General features: G+C 67.9%; 23 protein-coding genes. 8 read left to right on the top strand and 15 right to left on the bottom strand.

The window, feature by feature from the left end:
• Positions 1-130: 130 nt before the first annotated feature.
• The 3 genes from RBB46_RS20180 to acs all read left to right on the top strand — a co-directional run bounded on the left by RBB46_RS20180 (position 131) and on the right by acs (position 3277).
• Positions 131-709 (top strand): hypothetical protein, encoded by a 579-nt coding sequence (locus RBB46_RS20180; protein WP_306030842.1) that lies wholly within the window; start codon positions 131-133, stop codon positions 707-709.
• 52 nt (positions 710-761) lie between these two features.
• A complete protein-coding gene (locus tag RBB46_RS20175) occupies positions 762-1160 on the top strand; it encodes a DUF1761 domain-containing protein (RefSeq protein WP_306030841.1) in 399 nt (132 codons plus the stop codon).
• A 176-nt stretch (positions 1161-1336) separates the two neighbouring features.
• On the top strand, positions 1337-3277 hold the full coding sequence (acs, locus tag RBB46_RS20170; protein WP_306030840.1) for an acetate--CoA ligase: 1941 nt from the start codon (positions 1337-1339) through the stop codon (positions 3275-3277).
• A 984-nt stretch (positions 3278-4261) separates the two neighbouring features.
• On the opposite strand, the gene RBB46_RS20165 is transcribed toward acs, so the two are convergent.
• The 11 genes from RBB46_RS20165 to RBB46_RS20115 all read right to left on the bottom strand — a co-directional run bounded on the left by RBB46_RS20165 (position 4262) and on the right by RBB46_RS20115 (position 16068).
• Complete coding sequence (locus tag RBB46_RS20165; protein WP_306030839.1) at positions 4262-5662, bottom strand: TadE/TadG family type IV pilus assembly protein; 1401 nt, start codon at positions 5660-5662, stop codon at positions 4262-4264.
• Between the two features lie 184 nt (positions 5663-5846).
• The gene (locus tag RBB46_RS20160) at positions 5847-6419 is read right to left on the bottom strand and encodes an HNH endonuclease (protein WP_306030838.1); all 573 of its coding nucleotides are present in this window, start codon (positions 6417-6419) and stop codon (positions 5847-5849) included.
• Between the two features lie 176 nt (positions 6420-6595).
• Positions 6596-8008, bottom strand: coding sequence for a 3-isopropylmalate dehydratase large subunit (gene leuC / locus RBB46_RS20155; RefSeq protein WP_306030837.1), 1413 nt, complete (start codon positions 8006-8008; stop codon positions 6596-6598).
• A gap of 108 nt (positions 8009-8116) precedes the next feature.
• Positions 8117-8251: a hypothetical protein gene (locus RBB46_RS20150; protein ID WP_306030836.1), complete on the bottom strand. Its 135-nt coding sequence runs from the start codon at positions 8249-8251 to the stop codon at positions 8117-8119.
• A 204-nt stretch (positions 8252-8455) separates the two neighbouring features.
• On the bottom strand, positions 8456-9748 hold the full coding sequence (locus tag RBB46_RS20145; RefSeq protein WP_306030835.1) for a TRAP transporter large permease: 1293 nt from the start codon (positions 9746-9748) through the stop codon (positions 8456-8458).
• Between the two features lie 94 nt (positions 9749-9842).
• Positions 9843-10355 (bottom strand): TRAP transporter small permease, encoded by a 513-nt coding sequence (locus RBB46_RS20140; protein WP_306030834.1) that lies wholly within the window; start codon positions 10353-10355, stop codon positions 9843-9845.
• Positions 10352-11365, bottom strand: coding sequence for a TRAP transporter substrate-binding protein (locus RBB46_RS20135; protein WP_306030833.1), 1014 nt, complete (start codon positions 11363-11365; stop codon positions 10352-10354). The genes RBB46_RS20140 and RBB46_RS20135 overlap by 4 nt, the downstream gene beginning before the upstream one ends.
• 32 nt (positions 11366-11397) lie before the next feature.
• Complete coding sequence (locus RBB46_RS20130; protein WP_306030832.1) at positions 11398-12939, bottom strand: AMP-binding protein; 1542 nt, start codon at positions 12937-12939, stop codon at positions 11398-11400.
• A complete protein-coding gene (locus tag RBB46_RS20125) occupies positions 12936-14222 on the bottom strand; it encodes an acyl-CoA dehydrogenase family protein (RefSeq protein ID WP_306030831.1) in 1287 nt (428 codons plus the stop codon). The genes RBB46_RS20130 and RBB46_RS20125 overlap by 4 nt, the downstream gene beginning before the upstream one ends.
• Positions 14219-15025 (bottom strand): alpha/beta fold hydrolase, encoded by an 807-nt coding sequence (locus tag RBB46_RS20120; RefSeq protein ID WP_306030830.1) that lies wholly within the window; start codon positions 15023-15025, stop codon positions 14219-14221. Before RBB46_RS20120 ends, RBB46_RS20125 begins: the two co-directional genes overlap by 4 nt.
• Complete coding sequence (locus RBB46_RS20115) at positions 15022-16068, bottom strand: peptidase M29 (RefSeq protein ID WP_306030829.1); 1047 nt, start codon at positions 16066-16068, stop codon at positions 15022-15024. Before RBB46_RS20115 ends, RBB46_RS20120 begins: the two co-directional genes overlap by 4 nt.
• Before the next feature lie 223 nt (positions 16069-16291).
• On the opposite strand from RBB46_RS20115, the gene RBB46_RS20110 reads away from it, so the two are divergent.
• From RBB46_RS20110 to RBB46_RS20100, 3 genes are all read left to right on the top strand, one after another.
• Positions 16292-16783 (top strand): flavin reductase family protein, encoded by a 492-nt coding sequence (locus RBB46_RS20110; protein ID WP_306030828.1) that lies wholly within the window; start codon positions 16292-16294, stop codon positions 16781-16783.
• Between the two features lie 26 nt (positions 16784-16809).
• Positions 16810-17265 (top strand): MarR family winged helix-turn-helix transcriptional regulator, encoded by a 456-nt coding sequence (locus RBB46_RS20105; RefSeq protein WP_306030827.1) that lies wholly within the window; start codon positions 16810-16812, stop codon positions 17263-17265.
• Positions 17266-17469: 204 nt separating this feature from the next.
• Positions 17470-18243, top strand: coding sequence for a class I SAM-dependent methyltransferase (locus RBB46_RS20100; protein ID WP_306030826.1), 774 nt, complete (start codon positions 17470-17472; stop codon positions 18241-18243).
• A gap of 11 nt (positions 18244-18254) precedes the next feature.
• Here the strand turns inward: RBB46_RS20100 and metW are convergent, their stop codons facing one another.
• On the bottom strand, positions 18255-18884 hold the full coding sequence (gene metW / locus RBB46_RS20095; protein ID WP_306030825.1) for a methionine biosynthesis protein MetW: 630 nt from the start codon (positions 18882-18884) through the stop codon (positions 18255-18257).
• Positions 18881-20104, bottom strand: a complete 1224-nt coding sequence (locus RBB46_RS20090; protein WP_306030824.1) for a homoserine O-acetyltransferase — start codon at positions 20102-20104, stop codon at positions 18881-18883. Before RBB46_RS20090 ends, metW begins: the two co-directional genes overlap by 4 nt.
• Positions 20105-20388: 284 nt before the next feature.
• Here RBB46_RS20090 and hisC point away from each other — a divergent pair, with 284 nt between their 5' ends.
• Both hisC and RBB46_RS20080 read left to right on the top strand, forming a co-directional pair.
• Complete coding sequence (gene hisC / locus RBB46_RS20085) at positions 20389-21495, top strand: histidinol-phosphate transaminase (RefSeq protein ID WP_306030823.1); 1107 nt, start codon at positions 20389-20391, stop codon at positions 21493-21495.
• A 58-nt stretch (positions 21496-21553) separates the two neighbouring features.
• Entirely contained in the window at positions 21554-22486 is a 933-nt protein-coding gene (locus RBB46_RS20080; protein WP_306030822.1) for a prephenate/arogenate dehydrogenase family protein, read from the top strand.
• 15 nt (positions 22487-22501) lie between these two features.
• On the opposite strand, the gene folK is transcribed toward RBB46_RS20080, so the two are convergent.
• Entirely contained in the window at positions 22502-23005 is a 504-nt protein-coding gene (folK, locus tag RBB46_RS20075; RefSeq protein WP_306030821.1) for a 2-amino-4-hydroxy-6-hydroxymethyldihydropteridine diphosphokinase, read from the bottom strand.
• Positions 23002-23898 carry a dihydropteroate synthase gene (gene folP, locus RBB46_RS20070; protein ID WP_336623185.1) on the bottom strand — a complete coding sequence of 299 codons (897 nt, stop codon included), beginning with the start codon at positions 23896-23898 and terminating at the stop codon, positions 23002-23004. The genes folK and folP overlap by 4 nt, the downstream gene beginning before the upstream one ends.
• Between the last annotated feature and the right edge of the window lie 82 nt (positions 23899-23980).

Genomic DNA, 23980 nt, shown 5'->3' with positions numbered 1-23980 from the left:
GATTGCACTGATCGACAGGCCGCCGACGGAGTTCCGCCGGCGGCCTTTTCGTGCCGGACGGGGACGGCCAGGGGCGGCCCTGCGATTTTTTGCACTGGCGAGGGTTCACGATACGTTCTAGATTGTCGGCATGAAACAACCGGCCTCACCGGTGCGGCAGGCTCCCGGCGAAGGCGGGGCGCTACGCGCCGCCGACGCGCTGCATTCCTCCGACCTGCCAGTCCCGGCGGGGATGCCGGCGCCCGCTGACAGTCTGCCCGCCGGCAGTCTGCCTGCCGACGGGGCGCCTGCGGCCGGGCGGAGCAATGCCGCCGAGGCGCCGCGGGCGGCGGAAGATCTCGGGCTTGGCGACCGCTACCGCTATCTGGCCGGCGCCTCGGGCGCCCGTTACCTGTTTTCCCTTGTTGCGGCCGACACGCTGGAGGATTTCCGCAATGCGGTCGTGCTGATCGAGCTGGGCACCCGCCGCCGGGGCAAGGCGGACGGACAGGGGGAAGACGGGCGGGGCGGCGAGGACGCGTCCGGCCCGCCGCGCACCTTGTGGATCGGCGAGGTCGACCGCTACGGGACGCGGCGCGGGCCACCCCTGTCGGGCGCCGAACTGCGCGGGCGCGAGGCGCTGGTGCATCTGCTTGCCGGGCGCCGACAGGTGCTGGAGGACCTTGTCGCCGCGTTCGGGGGCGGCACCACGCGGATCCTCTTCGGCTGAAGGGGCGGGTGAGCTACCGCGTGAACAGGCTTTTCAACGGGAGGTGTCGGGGATGATGTTCGACGGGATCAATCTGGTGGCGGTGCTGGTCGCTGCCGTTGCGTCCTTCGCGGTCGGGGCGTTGTGGTACGGGGTCCTGGGCAAGGCCTGGATGCGCGCGGCCCGGCTCGGCGAAGACGATGTCCGACCGAACCCGCTGCTTTTCGCCGGTGCCTTCGCCTGCCAGCTCGTGATGGCCTTCGTCTTTGCCGGGATCATCTATCACGCCGGTCCGGTGACGCTGGGCAACGGCATCCTGTCGGCGGTGCTCGTCTGGGTCGGCTTTCTGGCCACCAGCCTCATCGTCAACCATCGCTTCCAGGGCCAGTCCTGGGCGCTGACGGTGATCGACGGCGGCCACTGGCTTGCCGTGCTCGTCGTCCAGGGCTGCGTGATCGGCCTGTTCGGCTGAGGTCATCGGCTGCGCGCCCTGCTGCCTTCCGCCGGGGCGCGCGCGGTTTGCCGCGAGCCTACGAAAGAACGATTTCAGCGAAGTGGACGGCCCGGGCCGCGATCCTCATAATGCGCGGCGATCATCAGGGCGCGGATGGCCAGCCAGCGCCCGGAAAACACCTCGGGAGGGTCCGTATGTCCGAAAGTCTCTATCCGGTCCCGGCGGAAGTCGCCGCCGCCGCCTATGCCGACAATGACAAGTACCAGGAGATGTACGCGGCGTCCGTCTCGGATCCGGACGCGTTCTGGGGCGAGCATGGCAAGCGGATCGACTGGATCAAGCCCTATTCCAGGGTCAAGAACACCTCCTACGATCCGCACAATGTCTCGATCAAATGGTTCGAGGACGGCACGCTCAACGTCTCGGCCAACTGTGTCGACCGGCATGTGGCGAACCGCGGCGACAAGCCGGCGATCATCTGGGAGGGCGACGACCCGTCCGAGCACAAGGTCATCACCTATCGCCAGCTCCATGACGAGGTGAACCGCTTCGCCAACGTGCTCAAGGATCTCGGGGTTGCCAAGGGCGACCGGGTGACGCTGTACCTGCCGATGATCCCGGAAGCGGCCTATGCGATGCTCGCCTGCGCCCGGCTCGGGGCGGTCCATTCCATCGTCTTCGGCGGCTTTTCGCCCGACAGCCTGGCGCAGCGCATCACCGGCTGCGACAGCAAGGTGGTGATCACCGCCGACGAGGGCCTGCGCGGCGGCCGCAAGGTGCCGCTGAAGGCCAATGTCGACAAGGCGGTGGAAAAACTCGCCGTCGACAAGGTGCTGGTGGTGCGCCGCACCGGTGGCTCGGTCTCCATGAAGGAAGGCCGGGACGTTTGGTATCACGAGGCGGCGGCCGGGGCCGCGGCCCATTGCGAGCCGGTCGAGGTGAATGCGGAGGACCCGCTCTTCATCCTCTACACCTCCGGTTCCACCGGCCAGCCCAAGGGCGTGCTGCACACGTCGGGGGGCTATCTGGTCTACGCCTCGATGACGCATCAGTATGTCTTCGACTGCAAGGACGAGGACATCTACTGGTGCACCGCCGATGTCGGCTGGGTGACGGGCCATTCCTATATCGTCTACGGACCGCTCGCCAACGGCGCCACGACGCTGATGTTCGAGGGCATCCCGACCTATCCCTCCCCGGCGCGGTTCTGGGAAGTCGTCGACAAGCACAAGGTGACGATCTTCTACACCGCACCGACGGCGATCCGCTCGCTGATGGGGGCCGGCACCGAGCATGTGAAATCGACCGACCGCTCCTCTCTGAGGATCCTCGGATCGGTTGGCGAGCCGATCAATCCGGAAGCCTGGATCTGGTATCACGAGCAGGTCGGCGACAAGCGCTGCCCGATCGTCGACACCTGGTGGCAGACCGAGACCGGCGGCATCCTGATCACGCCGCTGCCCGGCGCGACGGCGCTGAAGCCGGGATCGGCGACGCGGCCCTTCTTCGGCGTGCAGCCGGCGCTGGTCGATGCCGAAGGCACCATCCTTGAAGGGGCGGGCGAGGGCAACCTGGTGATCACCGACAGCTGGCCGGGGCAGATGCGCACGGTCTATGGCGATCACGAGCGGTTCGTGCAGACCTATTTCTCCACCTACAAGGGCATGTATTTCACCGGCGACGGCTGCCGGCGCGACGAGGACGGCTATTACTGGATCACCGGCCGCGTCGACGATGTCCTCAACGTTTCCGGCCACCGCATGGGCACGGCCGAGGTGGAATCGGCGCTGGTCGCCCATCCCAAGGTCTCGGAGGCCGCCGTGGTCGGCTATCCGCACGACCTCAAGGGGCAGGGCATCTATGTCTATGTGACGCTGATGGCGGGCGAGGAGCCGAGCGAGGAACTGGCCAAGGAGTTGCGCACTTGGGTGCGTCAGGAGATCGGTCCGATCGCCTCGCCGGACCTGATCCAGTTCGCGCCGGGCCTGCCGAAGACCCGCTCGGGCAAGATCATGCGCCGCATCCTGCGCAAGATCGCCGAGGACAGCTTCGACAATCTGGGCGACACCTCGACGCTCGCCGATCCGGCCGTCGTCGACGACCTGATCCAGAACCGTCAGAATCGCGGCGCCTGAACCGGCCGACGCGCGCTCCTTCCCTGACTGGGGGAGGGGCGCGCCCAGGCGCAAGGTGAAGGACTGCCGTGCACGGACCATGCTCGCGGGCCGTCACCCGGGGCGGCTGTCGCGCCGGCCTTGCCTCCCCACGGAGGTCATCCCCGCCTCCGAGCGGGGATCCATCGGCAATCCCGATGGATGTTTCGGCGCGGACGGTTGCGGCAGGCAGGTGCCGAGACCTTCTCAAGCAGATGCCCACCCGCCACGCGGCGTCAGCGGAACGGAATGCGTCACTGTCGCCATCGCTCTGGAAGCCAATGGGCCCCCGCTCTGCGCTGCGCTCCGGCGGGGGTGACGCCCTGTGTGTGGGGCAACTGCCGAGTGTTGGTCGGCTGAATTCAGGTTGACGGATTGAGGGTGGAGCGACCACAGAGGGCCGCCTCCCTGCACCGGCAGGAGAGAAGCGCAGGGTGCTCCGCGGACCCCGGCATCATCCCTCCGTGCTGCCGGCCACAACCAGCCTTGCCCCCCTCTCCGGCGTCACCGCCGGCTTGACCGGGGGTCCATTGGCAACCCCGATGGATGTGACAGGTACCGCCGGTCGCGGCAGGCACGGAGCCCTTCGCCATCGGTGGTGAATGCGGCCACCGCCGCTTGCGCGCCGGTCGGTCACGCTGCCACCGCGATCTTATCGCCGCCTCTCTGGCAACCAATGGGCCCCCGCTCTGCGCTTCGCCCCGGCGGGGGTGACGACCCGAGGGTGGGCTGGCGGTTGAGTGCCGGTCTCGCTGTTGGAGAGGACTGCTTGGGGTGGGGGTGGCGGCCGATCGTCGACCCTTGCCCCCTCTCCGGCGTCACCCCCGGCTTGACCGGGGGTCCATTGGCAACCCCGGCGGATGTTTTCGGCGCGGACGGTCGCGGCAGGTAGGTGCCGAGACCTTTTCAAGCAGGTGCCCACCCGCCACGCGGCGTCCGGTGCCAGCGGGTCGTCACACGGCCGCCTCAACGCGACAGGTAGGTGGTCTTGATCTGGTTGGCGATGGCCGAGAAGCGCGCGTTTAGTTCCGCATCGTCCTCTGCGAGATAATAATCCGCGGACGAGGAGGCGCACTGGCTCATCACCTTCTTGGCATTGGCCAGGCTGCCGATCTGGAAGCCGACGGTGATGATCTTGATGCCGGTCTTCTTGATGGCGCTGCACAGGCTGATGGCCCGGTTCGTGGACTCCGTTCCGTTCAACTCGGCAATCCAGTCGTAGGTCGTGCCCCTGACCTTGGTCGGCCCGTCGAAATAGGTGTTGAAGTCGCCATCCGTCATCAGCAGCATGTATTTCAGCACGCGCTCGTCGGTATAGGGCGCCGGCTTCGAGTTCGCCGGCCACAGGCCCGACCAGGCATTCGAGAGCGTGTACCAGCCCCAGGCGACACCGGTCTGGCCGGCGGTGTTGCCGCTCGCCGACAGCCTGGCGATCGTGTAGAGCGGCGTGCCGGCCTTGGAAGAAGATCCCGGATCAAGCGTCAGCGGCACCAGTTCGGCATTCGGACAGACGAAGCCGCTGCTGCTGTAGACGTTGTTGCCGCTCCTGTAATAGCCGCTGTTGTAGCCGGCCTGCTGGGCGCCGGGACCGATGGAAGCCGTGACATAGCTGGCATCTGTATAGGCCTGCGCGCCGTCGCGCTCGGTGACGCAATCCGTGTAGGACGTCCGGCTGGCATTGGCGCCCTTGGTGGCAAGCGTTGCCCGCGCCGTGCCGACATTGACGCCGGAGGCATAGGGCACGACCGCGATCTTGACCTTCTCGTTGGTCGCGACCGCATCCGGGGGAACCAGTGTGTTGACGAAGGTTGCCGCGGCGTTGCGCAGGGCCTGGATCTTGCTGCCGCCCATCGAGCCGGTGACGTCGAGGACGAGCGTTGCCTCGACGCTCTTGGGGTAGACCGCTTGTGCGTCGACGCTGACATTGAGCGCATCCGGACCGAAACCGGCGAGATGGATGAAATAGGTCGGCACCCGTGAGCTTGCCGAGACCTCGATCTTGCGCGTCTCCGTATCGATCTTGGGCTCGTCGATGACGATCGTCGCGCCCTTGATGCCGGAGCCTTCCGAGTTGGCACCGAAATAGGCCTCGTAGTTGCTGTCGAGAAAGGCCTTGATCTCGCTGGACGACATGTTGCGGACGGAAAGCTCGCGCGCCACCGCAAGCATCGCCGCGTCGAGACCGCGCGAGATCGCCTGGCGCTGGTTGACGGCGCGGCCGAAATCGAGACCAGCTCCGGCCGCGACGATGACAACGATGATGACGATCGCGAGAAACGGCAGGATCGCGCCACGGCGATCGTGCCGGAAGGCGTTGAAAAGGCGTGAGGCCCGCTTTGAGGCCGAATGCATGTCGCGCGCGTTCATTTGTCGTCCCACTCCCGCTGCCGGCTTCCGGCGACGTCCTGACGGGGATGAAAATGGCAGCAAGAAACAACCGGTTGGTTAAACCGATTGCGGAAATCCGGGCCTTTCGGCGACTGGGTTGAGAAAGCGTAAACGGGATCCGGGAAAGTGACGCGGAGGGGCGGTGCAGCCGGGGAGCTTGTCCCTAGGGCTCCAGCTCGGTGTCCCAGTAGAGAAAGTCGAGCCAGCTGTCGTGCAGGTAGTTTGGCGGGAACATGCGGCCGTTGTTGTGCAGGTCCTGGACCGACGGCTGGAAGGGCATGTGCATCGGCCACATTCCGATGTCGGAGCACGCCTTGTTGGCCTTGCGCAGGTTGCAGGGCGAGCAGGCGGTGATGACGTTGTCCCAGGTGGTCTGCCCGCCGCGGGAGCGGGGGACGAGATGGTCGAAGGTGAGTTCCTCGCGGGAGCCGCAATACTGGCACTGGAACCGGTCGCGAAGGAAGACGTTGAAACGGGTGAAGGCGGGATGGCGGCTCGGCTTGATGTAGCTTTTCAGCGAAACGACGCTGGGAAGACGGAACTCGCTGCTCGGACTTCGGACCGTAACGTCGTATTCGGAGACGATGTTGACCCGGTCGAGGAAAACGGCCTTCACGGCGTCCTGCCACGCCCATAGCGACAGGGGGTAGTAGGCCAGCGGTCGATAGTCAGCGTTAAGCACCAGGGCCGGGTGAGCACCTGGAGAGATGGCGACATTCACACCTTCGCTCCTCATGCCTGTTCGCCGGAATCACCTGGATCAGGCAATCCGGACGCGGCGATAGTGTAGAGCGACAGTGACAGTCTTGTGAAGCCCGGCAAACGGCGTGAAACGGCCGTGCCATGCGGAAAGGGCGCAGCTCGCGCCGCGCCCTTCGCTCAAAGCATGCCGGAGGCCGCGGGCGGCGCGGCTCAGGCCTTCGGCCACTCGCGGATGTCGACGAAGTGGCCGGCGATCGCGGCAGCCGCGGCCATGGCCGGGGAGACGAGATGGGTGCGGCCCTTGAAGCCCTGGCGTCCCTCGAAATTGCGGTTCGAGGTGGAAGCACAGCGCTCGCCCGGCGACAGCTTGTCGGCATTCATGGCAAGGCACATCGAACAGCCGGGCTCGCGCCAGTCGAAGCCGGCTGCCTTGAACACCTTGTCGAGACCTTCGGCTTCCGCCTGCGCCTTGACCAGGCCCGAGCCGGGCACGACCATGGCGCTGACGCTGCCGGCGACCTGGCGCCCGCCGATAACGGCGGCGGCGGCGCGGAGGTCCTCGATGCGCCCGTTGGTGCAGGAGCCGATGAAGACGCGGTCGACGGCGATCTCGGTGATCGGCGTCCCGGCGGTCAGGCCCATATACTGCAGCGCGCGGCGCTTGGAGGCGCGGCGGTTCTCGTCGGCGATCTCTTCCGGATCGGGCACGCGGCCGGTGACGGCGATGACGTCTTCCGGGCTCGAGCCCCAGGTGACGATCGGGGGCAGGTTGGCCGCGTCGAGGCGGATTTCCTTGTCGAAATGCGCGCCCTCGTCGGTGAACAGCGTCTTCCAGTAGGCGACGGCCTGGTCCCAGGCGGCGCCTTTGGGGGCCTTCGGGGTGTCCTTGATATAGGCGAAGGTCTTCTCGTCCGGCGCGATCAGGCCGGCGCGCGCGCCACCCTCGATCGACATGTTGCAGACGGTCATGCGGCCTTCCATCGACAGGGCGCGGATCGCCTCGCCGGCATATTCGATGACATGTCCGGTGCCGCCGGCAGTGCCGATCTCGCCGATGATGGCAAGGATGATGTCCTTGGCCGTGACGCCCTCGGGCAGGACGCCGTCGACCGTCACCCGCATGTTCTTCGCCTTCTTCTGGATCAGCGTCTGGGTGGCGAGCACGTGCTCGACCTCCGAGGTGCCGATGCCGTGGGCGAGCGCGCCGAAGGCGCCATGGGTGGAGGTGTGGCTGTCGCCGCAGACGATGGTCATGCCCGGCAGGGTGAAGCCCTGTTCGGGGCCGACGATGTGGACGATGCCCTGGCGGGCGTCGGTCTCGCTGTAATACTCGACGCCGAACTCGGCCGCGTTGTTGGCCAGAGTGTTCACCTGCAGGGCCGATTCCGGGTCGTCGATGCCGTGGCTGCGGTCCGTGGTCGGCACGTTGTGGTCGACGACGGCGAGCGTCTTGCCGGGCTGGCGCACCTGGCGACCGGTCATGCGCAGGCCCTCGAAGGCCTGCGGGCTCGTCACCTCATGGACGAGGTGGCGGTCGATATAGAGCAGCGAGGTGCCGTCCTCCTGCGTCTCGACCACATGGTCGTCCCAGATCTTGTCGTAAAGGCTGCGCGGGCTGCTCATCTGTCTCTCCTGAAGGACGTGTCGGGGGGCTTGCTGGAGCCTTGGCCCCGGATGCCGCCGTGGCGCTGAAGCGGTCGGGCGGCGAAACGGTCGGATGCGGGCGTGCGGCTAGGCGCGCGCGAGGCCGTAGACGGCGGCGAAGCGGGCATGGAAGCGCGCGGGAAGCCGGTGGCGGTCGCAGATCTCGACGCGCCGCCAGCGGCGCGCGCGGCGGCGGGTCGCCGTCGCGGTGCGAACAGTCATCGGGGATGTTGCCGTGGCGACCTGCATGGGCTCCAGCTTCCGGCCGTTCTGCCCCGTCCGACACTGGCGGGCGGGCCGGCCCTTTCTCCGAAACGGACACAAGCATCGTGCCCGCGCCCGGAAAGGGTGCGGAGAGTGCCCGTTTCCTTTCATTTGCGCGCAATGACGGCCCGGGTCAAGACCGGAATCGCCGCGCGGGCCGCTTCAGCGCATCAGGTTCGGCAGGGCGAGGACCAGCGCCGGGAAGGCGACGATCACCGCCAGGCGGACGATGTCGGCGAGGATGAAGGGCACGATGCCGCGGAAGATCCGGCCGAGCGGAACGTCCGGCATCACCGTCTTCAGCACGAAGACGTTGAGGCCGACGGGCGGGGTGATCAGGCTGATTTCGGTCACCACCACGACGACGATGCCGAACCAGACGAGGTCGTAGCCGAGGGCTGCCATCATCGGGGCGAAGATCGGCACGGTGAGGAGCACCATGGACAGGCTTTCCAGCACCATGCCGAGGCAGAGATAGACGCCGAGCACGGCGAGCAGGATGGCCCAGGCCGGCAGGTCGGAGGCATTGGCCATGCCGGACAGGGCGGCGGGCAGGCCGGCGATGTTGACGAAATTGGAGAAGATCAGCGCGCCGATCAGCACCATGAACATCATCGTCGTCGTGGCGGCCGTGTCGGAAAGCGTCTCCAGCAGGGTCGCCCAGGTCAACCTGCGTCGGAAAAGGGCGATGACGAAGGCGCCGCTGGCGCCGATGCCGGCCGCCTCCGTCGCGGTGAAGATGCCGGCATAGATGCCGCCGATGACGAGGACGAAGAGCGCGGTGATGCCGGCGACGCCGGAGAGCGCGCGGAAACGCTCGCGATAGGGCAGGCGTTCGGCCGGCGGGCCGGCCTGCGGGCGGTACCAGCATACGAGGCGCACGGCGGCCATGTAGCCGAGAATGCCGAGAATGCCGGGCACGATGCCGGCGATGAACAGCCTGGCGATGTCCTGCTGGGCGGTGACGCCGTAGAGCACCAGGATGACGGAGGGCGGAATGAGAATTCCCAGCGTGCCGCCGGCGGCGATGACGCCGCTGGCCAGCCCGTCGTCATACTTGTAGCGGCGCATCTGCGGCAGCGCGACCTTGCCCATCGTCGCGGCGGTGGCCAGCGAGGAGCCGCAAACGGCGGAAAATCCACCGCAGGCGACGGCGGTGGCCATGGCGAGCCCGCCCCTGCGGTGGCCGAGCCAGGCATGGCAGGCGGCGTAGAGCTCGTCGGAAAGGCCCGCCCGGGTGACAAGGTTGCCCATCAGGACGAACAGCGGCACCACGGAGAGCGAATAGGACAGGCCGGTGTCGAACGTGGTCTGGCCGACGATCGCCATGGCGGGGGTGAAGCCGAGGATCATGGTCAGGCCGAGACCGCCGACGGCGGCCATGGCGACGGCGATCGGCACGCCGGCGAACATGACGACGACGAGTATGACGAGGCCGGGAAGCCAGGTTTCCATGGTCTTGCAAGTTCCGGTCGCGCGAGGTGTGGGAGAAGGGGGCGATGCCGCCCCCCGGAACGCATGCGTTGAACGGGGCCGGTCCGGGCCGGTGCTAGCGTCGCCGGACCAGAAGCATGGCGGCGGCCAGCGCCGCGAGCGCGGTGAGGCCGGCCATGATGCCGGCCACCGGCCCGAGCGGAATGCCGAGATAGACCGTGGCATCGCCATAGGCGGAGAAGTCGCGGGCGCTCAAGGCCAGTCGCCAGGCCAGCAGCGCCAGCACCGCGCCGGTCGCCAGCGTCGCCAGCCAGGCCAGCGCCGCCCGCGCCCCGTCCGGCAGCTTGCCGGTCAGAAGATCGACCGTGACGTGCTCGCGCCGCGCTGTGACGATCGGCAGGCCGACAAAGACGATGAGCGCCAGCAGCACCTCGGTCAGCTCGAAGGCGCCGGGGAGCGGGGCGTTGAACAGGTAGCGGCCGATGACGTCGACGAAGGTCACCGCCATCATCACCAGCAGCAGGACGGCTGCCACCAGTTGCAACGCGCGCGTTCCCGCACCAAGCAGCCGGGCGGGGAGGGAGGCCTCCCGCCCGGCCGTGGCGCTGTCGGGGGTCTCCCGGCTCATTTCGCCGCGGCGATCTCGGCCTTGAGCATGTCCATCGCGGCCTTGCCGTCGATGCCGCCGGCCGTGGCAGCCTCGAGGAAGCCGTTCTCGACGCCGGCGAGCTTCTCGGTGATCGCCGCGGTCATCGCCGCGTCGGCCTGCGTGAGGGCGACGCCCTTGTCGGTCATCACCTTGGTGCCGGCCGCGTCCGCCGCGTCCCATGCCTTGCCGGCCATGCGGGCCATCGCCTCGCCGGAGACCCCGTCGATCGCCGCCTTGTCGGCGTCGGAAAGCTTGTCCCAGCTGGCCTGGTTCATGACGACGAAGAAGGAGGTGTTGTAGAGCCCGCCGGGCACGGAGACGCCGTTGCGGATGACCTCGTCGATGCGGAAGAAGGGCACGGATTCCGCCGGGAACAGGATGCCGTCGGCAACCCCGTTGGAGAGGATCTCGTAGACCTGCGGCGAGGGCGCCTGGACGCCGACCATGCCGAGGCGCGAGGCGATCTCGGCGACGATGCCGCCGCCGATGCGCATCTTCAGACCCGAAAGGTCGTCAACCGTCGCGACCTTCTTGTCCGTCGTGTAGATCATGCCGGGGCCGTGGGTGAAGACGGTCAGGAGCTTGACGCCGTCATGCTCGTTGGCCTTGCCGAGCATCGCGTCCTGTACCTTCCAGTAGGCGACGGACAAGGCTTCTGCGCTGTCGGACAGGAACGGCCCCTCGACCAGCGGCGTCAGCTTGAAGCGGCCGGGGGTGTAGCCATGCACGCCATAGCCGACATCGGCCGCGCCGGAGCGGACGAGGTCGAACTGCGCCGGCGGCTTGCCGATCGGCGAGGCCATGATCTCGACCTTGACACGGCCGTCGGTTGCCGTGGCCACCTGTTCGCCCCAGGGCACGAGGATGTCCTTGACGATCGGATGGGAGGGCGGCAGCCAGTTGGAGACCCGAAGCGTGGTCTCTGCGGATGCGGCGCCGGCAAGTCCCAGCGCCGCGACGGCGGTCAGCATCCCGATGAATTTGCGCATGCTAGTCCCCTCTGTCTTCTGGTTCGGTTCGGTCAGGCTCGTTGTTTTTTACTATCCTTGCCGAGGGCATCCTCAGCCATTTTCCTGACCTTATCCAGTTGGATCTTGCCGAGCGCGTTGCGCGGCAAGGCCTCCACGAATACGACGGATTTCGGGTGCTTGTAGCGCGCCAGATGTCCGTCGAAGCCTTTCAGCACCGTTTCCGCGCTGATTTTCCCCTGTTCCTGCGGCACCACCACCGCGACCGGGCTCTCGCCCCAGCGCAGGTCGGCGACGCCGACGACGGCGGCCTCCTTCAGGCCCGAGATCTCGCCCAGCACCCGCTCCAGCTCGGCCGGATAGATGTTCTCGCCGCCGGAAATGATGACGTTCTTCAGCCGGTCCTTGAACCAGAAGACGCCGGCCTCGTCGGCCAGCGCCAGGTCGCCGGTGCGGAACCAGCCGTCCTGGAAGGTGCCGGCATCGGCCTCGGGCCTGTTCCAGTAGCCTGTCGTGATGTTGCCGCCCCTGAGCTCGATCTCGCCGATCTCTCCCGGCTCCGCCCGGCGGTCGCCGACCATGATGCGGGCGCGCGTGTGCAGGCCGGCACGGCCGATCGCGCCGAACTCCTCCTCGCTGTCGCCGCGCCGCTGGTAGATGGCGACGGGGCCTGTCTCGGTCGCGCCATAGATCTGGAGGACCGGCACGCCGCGGCGGATGAAGGCGCGCATCAGCATGTGCGGCACGTCGGAGGAGCCGGTCGCCACGGCGCGCAGGGACGACAGGTCGGTCCTCTCCCAGTCGGGGTGGGCGATCATCGCCGACAGGGTGGCGGGCACCAGCACGGTGAGGTCGGGTCGTTCGTCGCGGATCGCGGCCAGCGTTGCCGCGGGCGTGAAGCGGTCATGCAGGATGACGCGGGCTCCGGTATAGAGCGCAGGCGTCGTCTGGATGTTGAGCCCGCCGACATGGAACATCGGCAGCACCGTCAGGATCGTGTCGGTGGCGGCGATCTCCTGCATGTGCACCGCGTTGAGCGCATTGGTCTCGAGCGCCTTTTGCGTCAGCACCGCGCCTTTCGGCAGGCCCGTCGTGCCGGAGGTGTAGACGATCAGCAGCGGATCGCTCGCGCAGCCGCCGCCGGCGGCCCCGGCAGCGACCGGGAGCCTGTCGGCGGTGCTTGCGGCGAGCCCGCCGGTCGCGGGGTCGGCGAGATGGGCCGGCGGCATCGCTTCGATTGCGCCCATTGCCGACAACGTGGCGGCGAAGGCCGGCTGGTGGACGATCAGCGACGCGCCGCTGTCGGTGACCGCATGGGCGAGTTCCGGCGGGGCAAGGCGCCAGTTGAGCGGCACCAGAACCGCGCCGATCCGGGCGGCGGCGAAGAGCAGCAGCAGCTGGTCCGGCGCATTCAGGCCCAGATACGCGATCCGCTCGCCATGGCCGATGCCGCGCGTGTGCCTCAGCCATGCGGCGACCCGGCCGATCGCGCCGGCCATGTCGCCATAGGTCAGTGTCGCGCCTTCGAAGACCAGCGCCGGCCTGTTCGGCGTGAAGCGCGCATGCGCCTCGATCCAATGGTCGATCGACGTCACTCGTCCGTCTCTCCGGGCAGGTAGAGGCTCTCCCGGCCGATCCTGTCGAGACAGATCTCGGCTGTCCAGGGCAACATCAGCGCGCCGCAACGGCTGTCGCGGAACAGTCGCTCCAGCGGCAGCGATTTCAGCATCGACTGGCCGCCGCAGGTGCGGATGGCAAGCTGGCAGATCTCGTTGGCGTTTTCCATCACCGTGTAGTGCGCCGCCCAGGCACGCAGCATCTGCTCGCGCGTGGGGTCGGGGCCGGCCTCGGTGATCGCCTGGAACCACAGCGCCTTTGTCTGTTCCAGCATCAGGTGCATCTGGGCAACGCCCATCTGCTTGGTCGGGAACATGCGGCGCTTGACCGGCGGCAGGCCGGGCCATTCGCCGCGCAGGTATTTCACCGTGAAGTCGAAGGCGGCCTGGGCGATGCCCATATAGGTCGGCGACAGGGTCATGAACATGTGCGGCCAGCGGCTGGCGGCCTGGTAGTAGACGCCGCGCGGCATCAGTTCCTCGTCGTCGGGAACGAAGACATCCTTGAACAGCAGCGTGCGCGAGACCGTGCCGCGCATGCCGAGCGGGTCCCAGGGGCCGACGACCTCGACGCCCTCGGCCGTTGCCGGCACGGCGATATACATCGTGTCCCGGCGCGAGGGCCGCTCCCCCTCTTTCATCTCGCCGCACAGGATGCCGTAATAGTCGGCATGGCCGGAGAGCGAGGCGAAGATCTTCTTGCCGTTGATCAGCCAGCCGCCGTCGACCTTGCGCGCCGCGGTCGAGAACGGCGCCGCGCCGGCCGCCGCCGCGCCGCCTTCGGAGAAGGGCTGCGAGTAGATCGCGCCGTCCTTGAGGATGCGCTGATAGTGCTTCGAGCGGCGCTCCAGATGAATTTTCCGGTCGTCCCCGCTCATGTCCAGGTCGTCGGTCAGCGCGCCGGTCCACAGGCAGGAACACACATGCATGTTCCAGGTCAGGGCGGTGGCGCCGCAATAGCGGCCGATCTCGGCCGCCGTCATCATGTAGGCGCGGAACGACGCGCCGTGGCCGCCATCTTCCCTGGGCACGCAGATGCCGAGCAGGCCGGCCTCGTGCATGTCGCGGTAGTTCTGCGTGGGGAACACCGCGTCGCGGTCGATCGCCTCGGCGCGGGGCGCGAAGCGCGACTTCGCCACCTGGCGGGCCAGCGCGGTCAGCTCCGCTTCCTGATCGGTCAGGCGAAATGCGGCCGGATCGAAGATCGGGCGGTCGGCATCGAGCCCGTCGGGGTCGGGCTTGTCCAGTGCGGCGATGGTCATCGGTCGGCTCCCCTTTCGGACGCGTTCGCGTCTCCGGTTTCCTGAAGAAAGGCCCTGATCTCGGCCGTGTAGGCGTCGGCGCATTCGAGCGGCGCCAGATGGCCGATGCCGGCCAGCTCGACGAGGCGCGCCCCGGCGATCTTTTCCGCCATCCGGCGCATGGTGGGGGCGGGCGCGTTGCGGTCCTCCTCGCCGGCGACCAGCAATGTCGGCACGGCGATCTGGCCAAGCGTCTCGCGGGCGTCGAACGTGGCCAGGCAGCGGATCGCCTCGCGATAGGTTGCCTCGGGCACCTCGCTCATCGCGGCGATGGCGGCGGGAACGGCATTCGGGGCGGTGGCCGAGCCGACCAGGTCGGGGACGAATTCGCGGGCAAGCTCGGGCACGGTGCGCCCGGCATCGAGCGGGGCCAGTCGCTCGGCGACGAAGCGCTTCTGGAATTCGCCGTCGCGGCTGCCGAAGGCGGCGGTTGTGGCGGACAGCACCAGGGTGCGCACGCGCTCCGGATGGCGGGCGATGAAGTCCTGCGCCAGCATGCCGCCGATGGAATGGCCGAGCAGGTCGACCTTTTCCAGCCCGAGTCCGTCGAGAAAGGCAAGGAGCGCCGCCGAAAGACCGGGGAAGGTCATCGGCGCGAGAAGTTCCGTTCCGCCATAGCCGGGCAGGTTCCAGCCGATGACGTCATGGTCGCGGCCGAGCGCGTCGATCAAGGGAGCGAACATTTCCGCGCCGGCGCCGATGCCGTGCAGCAGGAGAAGCGCGCGAGGACCGCCGGTCTTGCGGATGTGCCCGGGCCGGCTCATCGCAGCGCCTCGATCAGTTCGCCGTCGACCACCACGGGCTCGCCGTCGAGCGCGATGGTACAGCCGCGTACGGGTATGTCGAAATGGCCCTTGGTGAAGCGGCCGGCGAATTCGTTGGCGCCGGTGGAGAAGAGGAAATTGCCGGAATAGGCCCTTACTTCCGTGCCGTTGGTCTCGCGCTGGTCATACATGGCCAGTGCCTCGTAGCGCGCGGCCTGGTTCATGCCGAAGCCGACATGGGCGACCGCATAGGCCTCGCGCTCGCCCCAGGCGGCAAGGTAGCGCCGGGTCAGTTCGGCGTCGGTTCCCTCGCCCCCGATCTCCGTCACGTAGTCGTCGACGATGGTCAGGCGCACCGGGCGCTCGAGATAGCGCTTGAAGGTCAGGTTGATGTCGCCGGCATCGAGCACGAGCGTGCCGTTTACGCTGTGGGCGGCGGGGAAGGAGACGACGAGACCGGCGGGCCAGTGGGCGACCGAGCCGGGCCGGTCGCACCAGCCCCAGACGCCGACGGTGGAGGCGCCGGCCATCGCGACCGTCAGGTCGGTGCCGGCGGCGGAAGTCACCGTCATCTCACTGGCGGCGCGGATCCGTGCGACCGCGTCCCGCACCCGGGTCTTGTCGCGCTCGACCGGCAGCAGCCGTTCGAGCGCATCCGGGTGCTCGTTGGAAATCATCAGCACGCGCGCGCCATTGCCGATGACGCGCGGCAGCTCGGGGGCGTGCAGCAGGCCTTCAACCGTCAGGTCGACAACCAGGCCGCTGGCGGCCAGCGCCGCGATCGCCGCGTCCTGGCCGGTCAGCGCGGCACTGGCCCCGGTGGAGCGCACCGGCACCGGCGCGTCCTGGCGGGGCGTCGGCACCACCACGTGGAATGCCCTGGCGCCAAGGCGCAGCAGGGCGAGCTCGGCGATATGGACATTGAGCGGACGGGACTGGGTTTCGGAGAGGATCGCGACGGTTTCGCCCGGCGTCACCTTGCACATGGAAAAGACCTCCGCGAAGGCGTCGATCCATTTTCCCTCGATCCTGTCGGCGAGCATGCGATCCCTCCTGATCCCGTGTCGGCCTGGACCCTTCCGGGTCCGTCCTGTTGCCTGCCGGATCGCGCCCGGCAGGCGAATGTTGCGCCCGAAGCCGGTTTTTCGCAGCAAGCGAAAAGAACTTGGAGGAGCGTAGCAATTTCGTTATTATATGAAAAGGAATATTTTTAGGCATGAACTTGATTGCCGGCATCCGGCCGGAGCCCTAACGCGAGGACGAGCCATGATGAGCGATCACCGCAGCTTCAGGAACGCGCTGGGGCGTTTCGTCACCGGCGTCACCATCGTCACGACGCTGGACGCGGCGGGACGTCCGGTCGGGCTCACCGCCAATTCCTTCAATTCGGTCTCGCTCGATCCGCCGATGGTGTTGTGGAGCCTTTCGCTGCGCTCGCAGAACCGGCCGGTGTTCGAGGCGGCCCGGCATTATGCGGTCAACATCCTGGCCTCCGACCAGCAGGCGCTGTCCGATCGCTTCGCCCGGCCCGTCGCCGACCGCTTCGCCGGCGTTTCCTGGCGGGCCGGCCGGTGCGGGGTGCCGGTTCTCGATGGCGTCACCGCCGTCTTCGAATGCATGAACGACACGAGGATGGAAGGGGGCGACCATCTGGTCTTCCTGGGCCGGGTCGAGGCCTTCGACCATTCCGACAAGGAACCGCTGATCTATCATTCCGGCCGCTACGCGACGCCGGACTACCTGCCCGTGCCGCGATGAGCGGGGCGCCGGGACAGGGGGCGCCTGTGGATGCGGGCGCTGCGGGCGAGACGCGGTTCGTCGACACCTATTTGCTCTACCTGCTGGCCCGGGCCTCGAGCGTTGCCAGCGCCGAGTTCCACGAGGAGGTCCGCGCCCGGGGCGTTCCCGTCACGGTGTGGCGCATCCTCGCCTCGCTGAAGGGGACGGCCGGGCTGACGGTCGGCGACCTGGCCAGGAGCTGCCTTGCCAACCAGCCGGCGATCTCCAAGATGGTCGACAAGCTGGTCATCCGGGGATTGCTGTCGCGCCAGACCGATGGCGACGACCGCCGCCGGGTCTGGGTGCGGCTGACGGAAACGGGGGAGGCGGAGGTGGACGGGCTGATCGCCGCCGCCGAGCGGCATCAGGCGCGGTTGCTGGAGGCGATCGGTCCGGGCGAGGCCGAGGTGCTGAAACGGGCGCTGACGCTCTTGATCGAGCATGCCGCTCCCGACCCTTGAATCCCGATAATGCATGCGACAATTTCGATCAGAAATTCGACAATATCGCGCAGATTCTGCGCAGAACTTGTCGAAATTGATTCCGTGTGGACGATCCGCAAACGCGCGCCTGCGCGGGCCTTGCGCGCGTGCCTGTTGCATCTCGCCCGCGCAGCGGGTTCAATTGATCCGCAAACCCCGTCGGGGCGGTCGCAGCGGATCTTCATGTATCTCGACGTCCAACATCAGCGCACCTTCTACGACCTGCCTCTGGGCCGCATGCTGCGGGTGCTGGTCGGCGCGCGGATCCGCGCCCGCTGGCCGGAATTGACCGGGCGCCGGCTGCTCGGCGTCGGCTATGCCGCGCCCTACATGCGGCCCTATCTGGAAGAGGTGGAGCGCTCCGTCGCGGCGATGCCGGCGGCCCAGGGCGTCGTTGCCTGGCCGCGCGGGGGGCGCAATTCGGCGACGCTGGTGGAAGAGACCGACCTGCCGTTTCCCGACCATGTTTTCGACAATGCCCTGATCGTCCACTGCCTCGACCATTGCGGCGATGCGGAGGCCCTGCTGCGCGAGGTCTGGCGCGTGCTTGTCCCCGGCGGGCGGATGATCGTCGTGGTGGCGAACCGGCGCGGATTGTGGGCCCGCTCGGAACTGTCCCCCTTCGGCTATGGCCGGCCGTTCTCGCGCGGCCAGATCGAGGGGCTGCTCAGGGCCTGCCAGTTCCGGCTGACGGCGAGCGACGAGGCGCTGTGCCTGCCGCCGACGCGCTCGCGGCTGTTGCTGCGCGGTGCCCCGGCCTGGGAGCGGATCGGCCGGCGGGCCTGGCCGGCCTTCGCGGGGCTTCTTGTCATCGAGGCGGAAAAGCAGGTGTTTCGCGGCGTGCCCGCGGGCGAGAAGCGCCTGATCAAGGCGCTGCGGCCGATGTTCGTGCCCGAGGGAGCGGCCCCGGGATTGAACAGGAGCCGGGTGATCCGGCGGGCCGGCTCGGGTCTTTGACCCCTCCGCTTTCAGGAGCGTTTCAGCAGGAACAGCGCCTGTTCGCCGATCAGGTTCCACACCCACCACGGCGCGGTGAAGCCGACCGGCTCGCCGCGCGCGTTCAGCGCCATCGAGCGGACCATGCGGGCATCGACCTCGTCGCACATCGAGACGAAGTCGCGGATCGTGCAGAAATGGATGTTCGGCGTGTCGTACCATGAGTAGGGCAGGTAGTCCGTGACCGGCATGCTGCCCTTGAACATGAGCTGCAAGCGGTTGCGCCAGAAGCCGAAATTCGGGAACGAGACGATCACGTTGGAGCCGATGCGCAGCAGCTCCTGCAAGACCTGGCGCGGGGCATAGGTTGCCTGCAGCGTCTGGCTGAGAATGACGAAATCGAAGGCATCGTCCGGATAGTCGGACAGATCGCGGTCGGCATCGCCCTGGACCACGGACAGGCCCCTTGCGACGCAGGCGTTGACGCCGGCCTGCGACAGTTCGATGCCGCGCCCGTCCACCTGCTTCTCGCGCACCAGAAGGTCCAGCAGTTCGCCGTCGCCGCAGCCGATGTCGAGGACGCGGGCGCGGGGCGTGACGAGATCGGCGACGAGGCGGTGATCGCCGCGCACGGTTCCCGAGGGAGCAGGTTGCAGGTTCATGCGAGGCCTCCCGCCGGCGGCGGGGCGATGCCGCGCGCATGCGCCGCGCCGGTCAGGAAGCCGGTCACGGTGCGGAACATTTCCGGCTCGTCGAGCAGGAAGGCGTCATGGCCCCGGTCGCTCTCCACCTCGACGAAGGAGACGTTGGCGGCGGCCGCGTTCAGCGCGCGCACCACCGCCTTGCTCTCGGCCGTGGGGAACAGCCAGTCGGAGGTGAAGGACATCACGCAGAACCGGGTCGGCGAATGCAGGAAGGCCCGGGCGAGCGATCCGCCATAGTCGGCGCCGAGGTCGAAGTAGTCCATAGCCCGGGTGACATAGAGATAGGAGTTGGGATCGAAGCGGTCGACGAAGGTCATGCCCTGATGGCGCAGATAGCTCTCGATCTGGAAGTCCGCGTCGAAGCCGAAGGTGATGGCATCGCGGTCCTGCAGGTTGCGACCGAACTTGCGGTGCAGCGCCGGGTCCGACAGATAGGTGATATGGGCGGCCATGCGTGCCACCGCGAGCCCCTTGGAGGGGCGCACGCCGCGCTCGAAATAGCGCCCGCCGCACCAGTTCGGATCGGCCATCACCGCCTGGCGCCCGACCTCGTGGAAGGCGATGTTCTGCGAGGAATGGCGCGCGGCGGCGGCAATCGGCAGGGCCGAGAACACCCGCTCGGGATAGCTCACCGCCCATTGCAGCACCTGCATGCCGCCCATCGAGCCGCCGACGACGGCGAACAGCGTCTCGATGCCGAGATGGTCGAGCAGCACCGCCTGGGCGCGGACCATGTCGCGGATGGTGACCAGCGGCAGGTCGAGGCCCCATCGGCGGCCGGTCTGCGGATTGGTCGAGGCCGGCCCGGTGGTGCCGAGACAGCCGCCGAGCACATTGGCGCAGATGACGAAATAGCGATCCGTATCGACCGGCCGGCCGGGGCCGACCAGCATCGACCACCAACCGGGCTTGCCTGTCAGCGGATTGGGGGAGGCGACATACTGGTCGCCGGTCAGGGCGTGGCACACAAGCACCGCGTTGCTGCGCTCGGCATTGAGCGTGCCATAGGTCTCGTAAGCGATCTGCCAGGGATCGAGCAGGGTGCCGCAATCGAGCTGCAGGGCCTTGTCGCCACCGAACCGCTCGACCTTGCTGGACGGGGTGTCGGCCTCGTTGGCCGGCGCGGAAAGCGGCTCGCTCGTGCCCGCGCCCGGGTCGACGGTCGTCTCGTTCGTCATGATGCGCCGGGTTTCCTCCTGACCGCGCGGTCCCGTCCCGCCATCGCCCGCGGTCGCCGGCCGAGGGCCGGTGTCGGGCTTCGGAGCCAACGAGAGGTAGGAGCCCGTCCGGGCGCCGTCAATGTTTTCTTTTGCCTTCCCATTCCGCTCTGCCTATGAGTAGGCGCGGGTGCGCGACGCGTCTATTGTCCGGTTTTCCGGGCTGCAGCCCGCGCTTGGCGGCCCAATGGACAATACGTCTTTTCCGGGAAGTGGAAAAGAACATGCAACCAGAGAGTTCATCGATGCTCCAGTCTGCCGAGAGCCGTCCCGTTCCCCGTCCCGGCGTCCTCGACATTGCCCCCTATGTGCCCGGTCGGACCAAGTCGACCGGCGGGGGCAAGCTGCACAAGCTGTCTTCCAACGAGACGCCGCTGGGGGCGAGCCCCCGCGCGATCGAGGCTTACGGCGCGTGCAGCGGGCATCTGGAGCTCTATCCCGACGGCGGATCGGCGGCCCTGCGCGAGGCGATTGCCGACGTCTACGGCCTCAATGCCGAGCGGATGATCTGCGGCAACGGCTCGGACGAGATCCTGGAACTGGTGGCGCGGGCCTATATCGGGCCGGGCGACGAGGGGCTGTTCACCGAGCACGGTTTCCTCGTCTACAAGATCGCGGTGCTGGCCGCCGGCGGCACGCCGGTGATCGCGCCCGAGCGCGACCTGACCACCGATGTCGATGCCCTGCTGGAGCGCGTCACGCCGCGCACCAAGGTGGTCTTCCTCGCCAATCCGAACAATCCGACCGGCACCTACATCTCCTTTGACGAGATCCGCCGGCTGCATGCGGGCCTGCCGCCGCATGTGCTGCTGGTGCTCGATGCGGCCTATGCCGAATATGTGCGTCGCAACGACTACGAGGCCGGCGTGGAACTGGCCGCGACGGCCGAGAACGTGCTGATGACGCGTACCTTCTCCAAGATCTACGGGCTTGCCGCGCTGCGCATCGGCTGGGGCTACGGGCCGGCGCATGTCATCGACGCGCTGAACCGGATCCGCGGGCCGTTCAATGTCTCGGCGGCGGCCCAGGCCGCAGGCATTGCCGCCGTGCGCGACCGCGCCTTTCTGGAAACGGCGGTGGCGCACAACGAGACCTGGCTGCCCTGGGTGACGCGCGAGCTCGAGGCGCTGGGCCTGACCGTGACGCCGAGCGTGGGCAATTTCGTGCTGGTGCATTTCCCGCAAGTGCCGGGCAAGACGGCCGCCGATGCCGACGGCTATCTGAGCGATCGGGGATGCGTGCTGCGCGCGGTGAACGCCTACGGGCTGCCGGACGCCCTGCGCATGTCGATCGGCTCGGAAGAAGCCAATCGCGAGGTCGTTGCCGTGCTGAAGGAATTCCTCGCGGCCTGATTGCCAGACCTGACGGGCGGCCTCAGCGTTGCGCCGCCCGCAACAGCAAGCCTGTTTCATGCCCGAACCGAAGTTTCGTCGTCTCGCCCTGATCGGCATCGGCCTGATCGGCTCCTCCCTCGCCCATGTGGCGCGGCGCAAGGGGCTTGTCGGGGAAATCGCCATTTCCTCCCGCTCGGCGCAGACCCTGCGGCGGGCGGAGGAACTCGGCCTGGGCGACAGCTATCACCTCGATGCAGCCGATGCGGCGAGCGGCGCCGACCTGGTCATTCTCTGCGTTCCGGTGGGAGCCAGCGAGGCCGTGGCGAAATGGATCGCGCCGGTGCTGACGCCGGGCGCCATCGTCACCGATGTGGGGTCGACCAAGGCCTCGGTCGTGCGCCAGATGGCGCCCCACCTGCCCGCCCACGCGCATTTCATTCCCGGACACCCGATCGCGGGCACGGAGGAATCCGGTCCCGATGCGGGCTTTGCGGAGCTGTTCCAAAATCGCTGGTGCATCCTGACGCCACAGCCGGACACCGATCCGCAGGCGCTTGACCGGCTGACCGCCTTCTGGACCGCCTGCGGGTCGATGGTCGACACGATGGATGCAGAACATCACGACCTGGTGTTGGCCATCGTCTCGCACCTGCCGCATATCATCGCCTACAACATCGTCGGCACGGCCGACGACCTGGAGACGGTGACCAAGTCCGAGGTGATCAAGTATTCGGCTTCCGGCTTCCGCGATTTCACGCGCCTTGCCGCTTCCGATCCGACCATGTGGCGGGACGTGTGCCTGCACAACAAGGACGCGATCCTGGAAATGCTGGCCCGGTTTTCCGAGGACCTCGCCGCCCTGCAGCGGGCGGTGCGTTGGGGCGACGGCGAGGCGCTGTTCGAGCTCTTCACCCGCACGCGCGGCATTCGCCGTTCGATCGTCGAGGCGGGGCAGGACACCGACAGTCCGAATTTCGGCCGCGACGCGGCCAAGTCGGGCGCGGACTGAGCGGCGGCAGCCGGCTCAGATCTCGCGGATCTCGTCCTGTCCCGGACAGGTGGCCAGCGCCTGGCTTGCCGTGCGCCCGTCGCCGAGCGGTGCGCTTGGCCAGATCTCGGCCAGCGGCACGAGCACGAAGGCGCGCTCGCCCATGCGCGGATGGGGGATCGTCAGCCCCTCCTCCTCGACCGTCTCCTTGCCATAGACCAGCACGTCGATGTCGATGACGCGCGGTCCCCAGCGGATGTCGCGGACGCGGCCGAGCTCGCGTTCCACCGCAAGGCAGCGGTCGAGCAGGGCCCGGGGCGAAAGCCGGGTCTCGATGACCACGCAGGCATTGCGGTAGTCGTCCTGCGGCACCGGCCCCCAGGGCGGGGTGCGGTAATCGGACGAGCGGGCGACGACGACGATGCCGGGCGTTGCGGCGAGCGCGGCCAGCGCGGCATCGAGATGGGCGCGGGTGTCGCCGATGTTCGAGCCGAGGCCCAGGGCGGCGCGGACGAGCTCTCCGTTCCCGGTTTCGGTCATCCGACATGCTCGCGCAAGGTGGCATGGGCGATGCGCGCGGCATCGACATGCGGCTGGACATTGTGCACGCGGACCATGGCCGCTCCCTTTACAAATGCGATCGTGTGCAAGGCGAGCGAACCATACAGCCGGTCGTCCGTGTCGACGTCGAGAACGGCGCCGATCAGCCGCTTGCGCGAGGCGCCGACAAGCAGCGGCAAGCCGTGGCGGGCGAAATGGTCGAGCCGGTTGATGACCATGTAGTTCTGGTCGAGCGTCTTGCCGAAGCCGATGCCCGGGTCGAGCATCTGCCGTTCGGGAGGAATGCCGGCGCGCGCGGCAAGTTCCATCGAGCGCTCGAAGGAGCGGTCGATCTCGGCGAGAATGTCGATGTTGGGATCGGCGCCCTTGCGGTTGTGCATCATGATCACCGCGGCGCCGGCCGCGGCCACCGTGTCGGCCATGGCAGGGTCCTTCTGCAGGCCCCAGACATCATTGACGATGACGGCGCCGGCCGCGCAGGCACGCGCGGCGATCTCCGCCTTGTAGGTGTCGATGGAAACAGGGGCGCCAAGGGCGACGAGTTCGCCGATCGCCGGCTCGAGCCGGCGCCATTCCTCGTCTAACTCCACGGGGACCGCGTCGGGGCGGGTGCTTTCGGCACCGACGTCGATGACGTCGACGCCGTGGGCGATCATCTTGCGAGCGCTGGCGAGCGCGTCCTCGCGGGCCATGAAGCGGCCGCCGTCCGAAAAGGAGTCCGGGGTGACGTTGAGAATGCCCATGACGCGCGGCCGGTCGAGCGGCACTGCGCCGCCATGCCATGCAAGATGCGCCGGAGTGCCGGCCGGACGCGCGCCCGGTTCTCCTTCGGGCTTGTGCGGCCCGGCGTCGTTCGTGCTGGATGAAGTCATGCGCTTGCCCCGGCGCTGGAATCCGGTTCCCGGGCTCGATCGGCCCGGGTTGTCCGTATGCCGGGTCTTGCGACGTTCCCGC

Origin of the sequence: Stappia sp. MMSF_3263 (assembly GCF_030733745.1) — a bacterium.
GTDB lineage: Bacteria > Pseudomonadota > Alphaproteobacteria > Rhizobiales > Stappiaceae > Stappia.
Note: the sequence above shows the minus strand (reverse complement) of the source record. Positions and strands in the feature narration are given on the sequence as shown.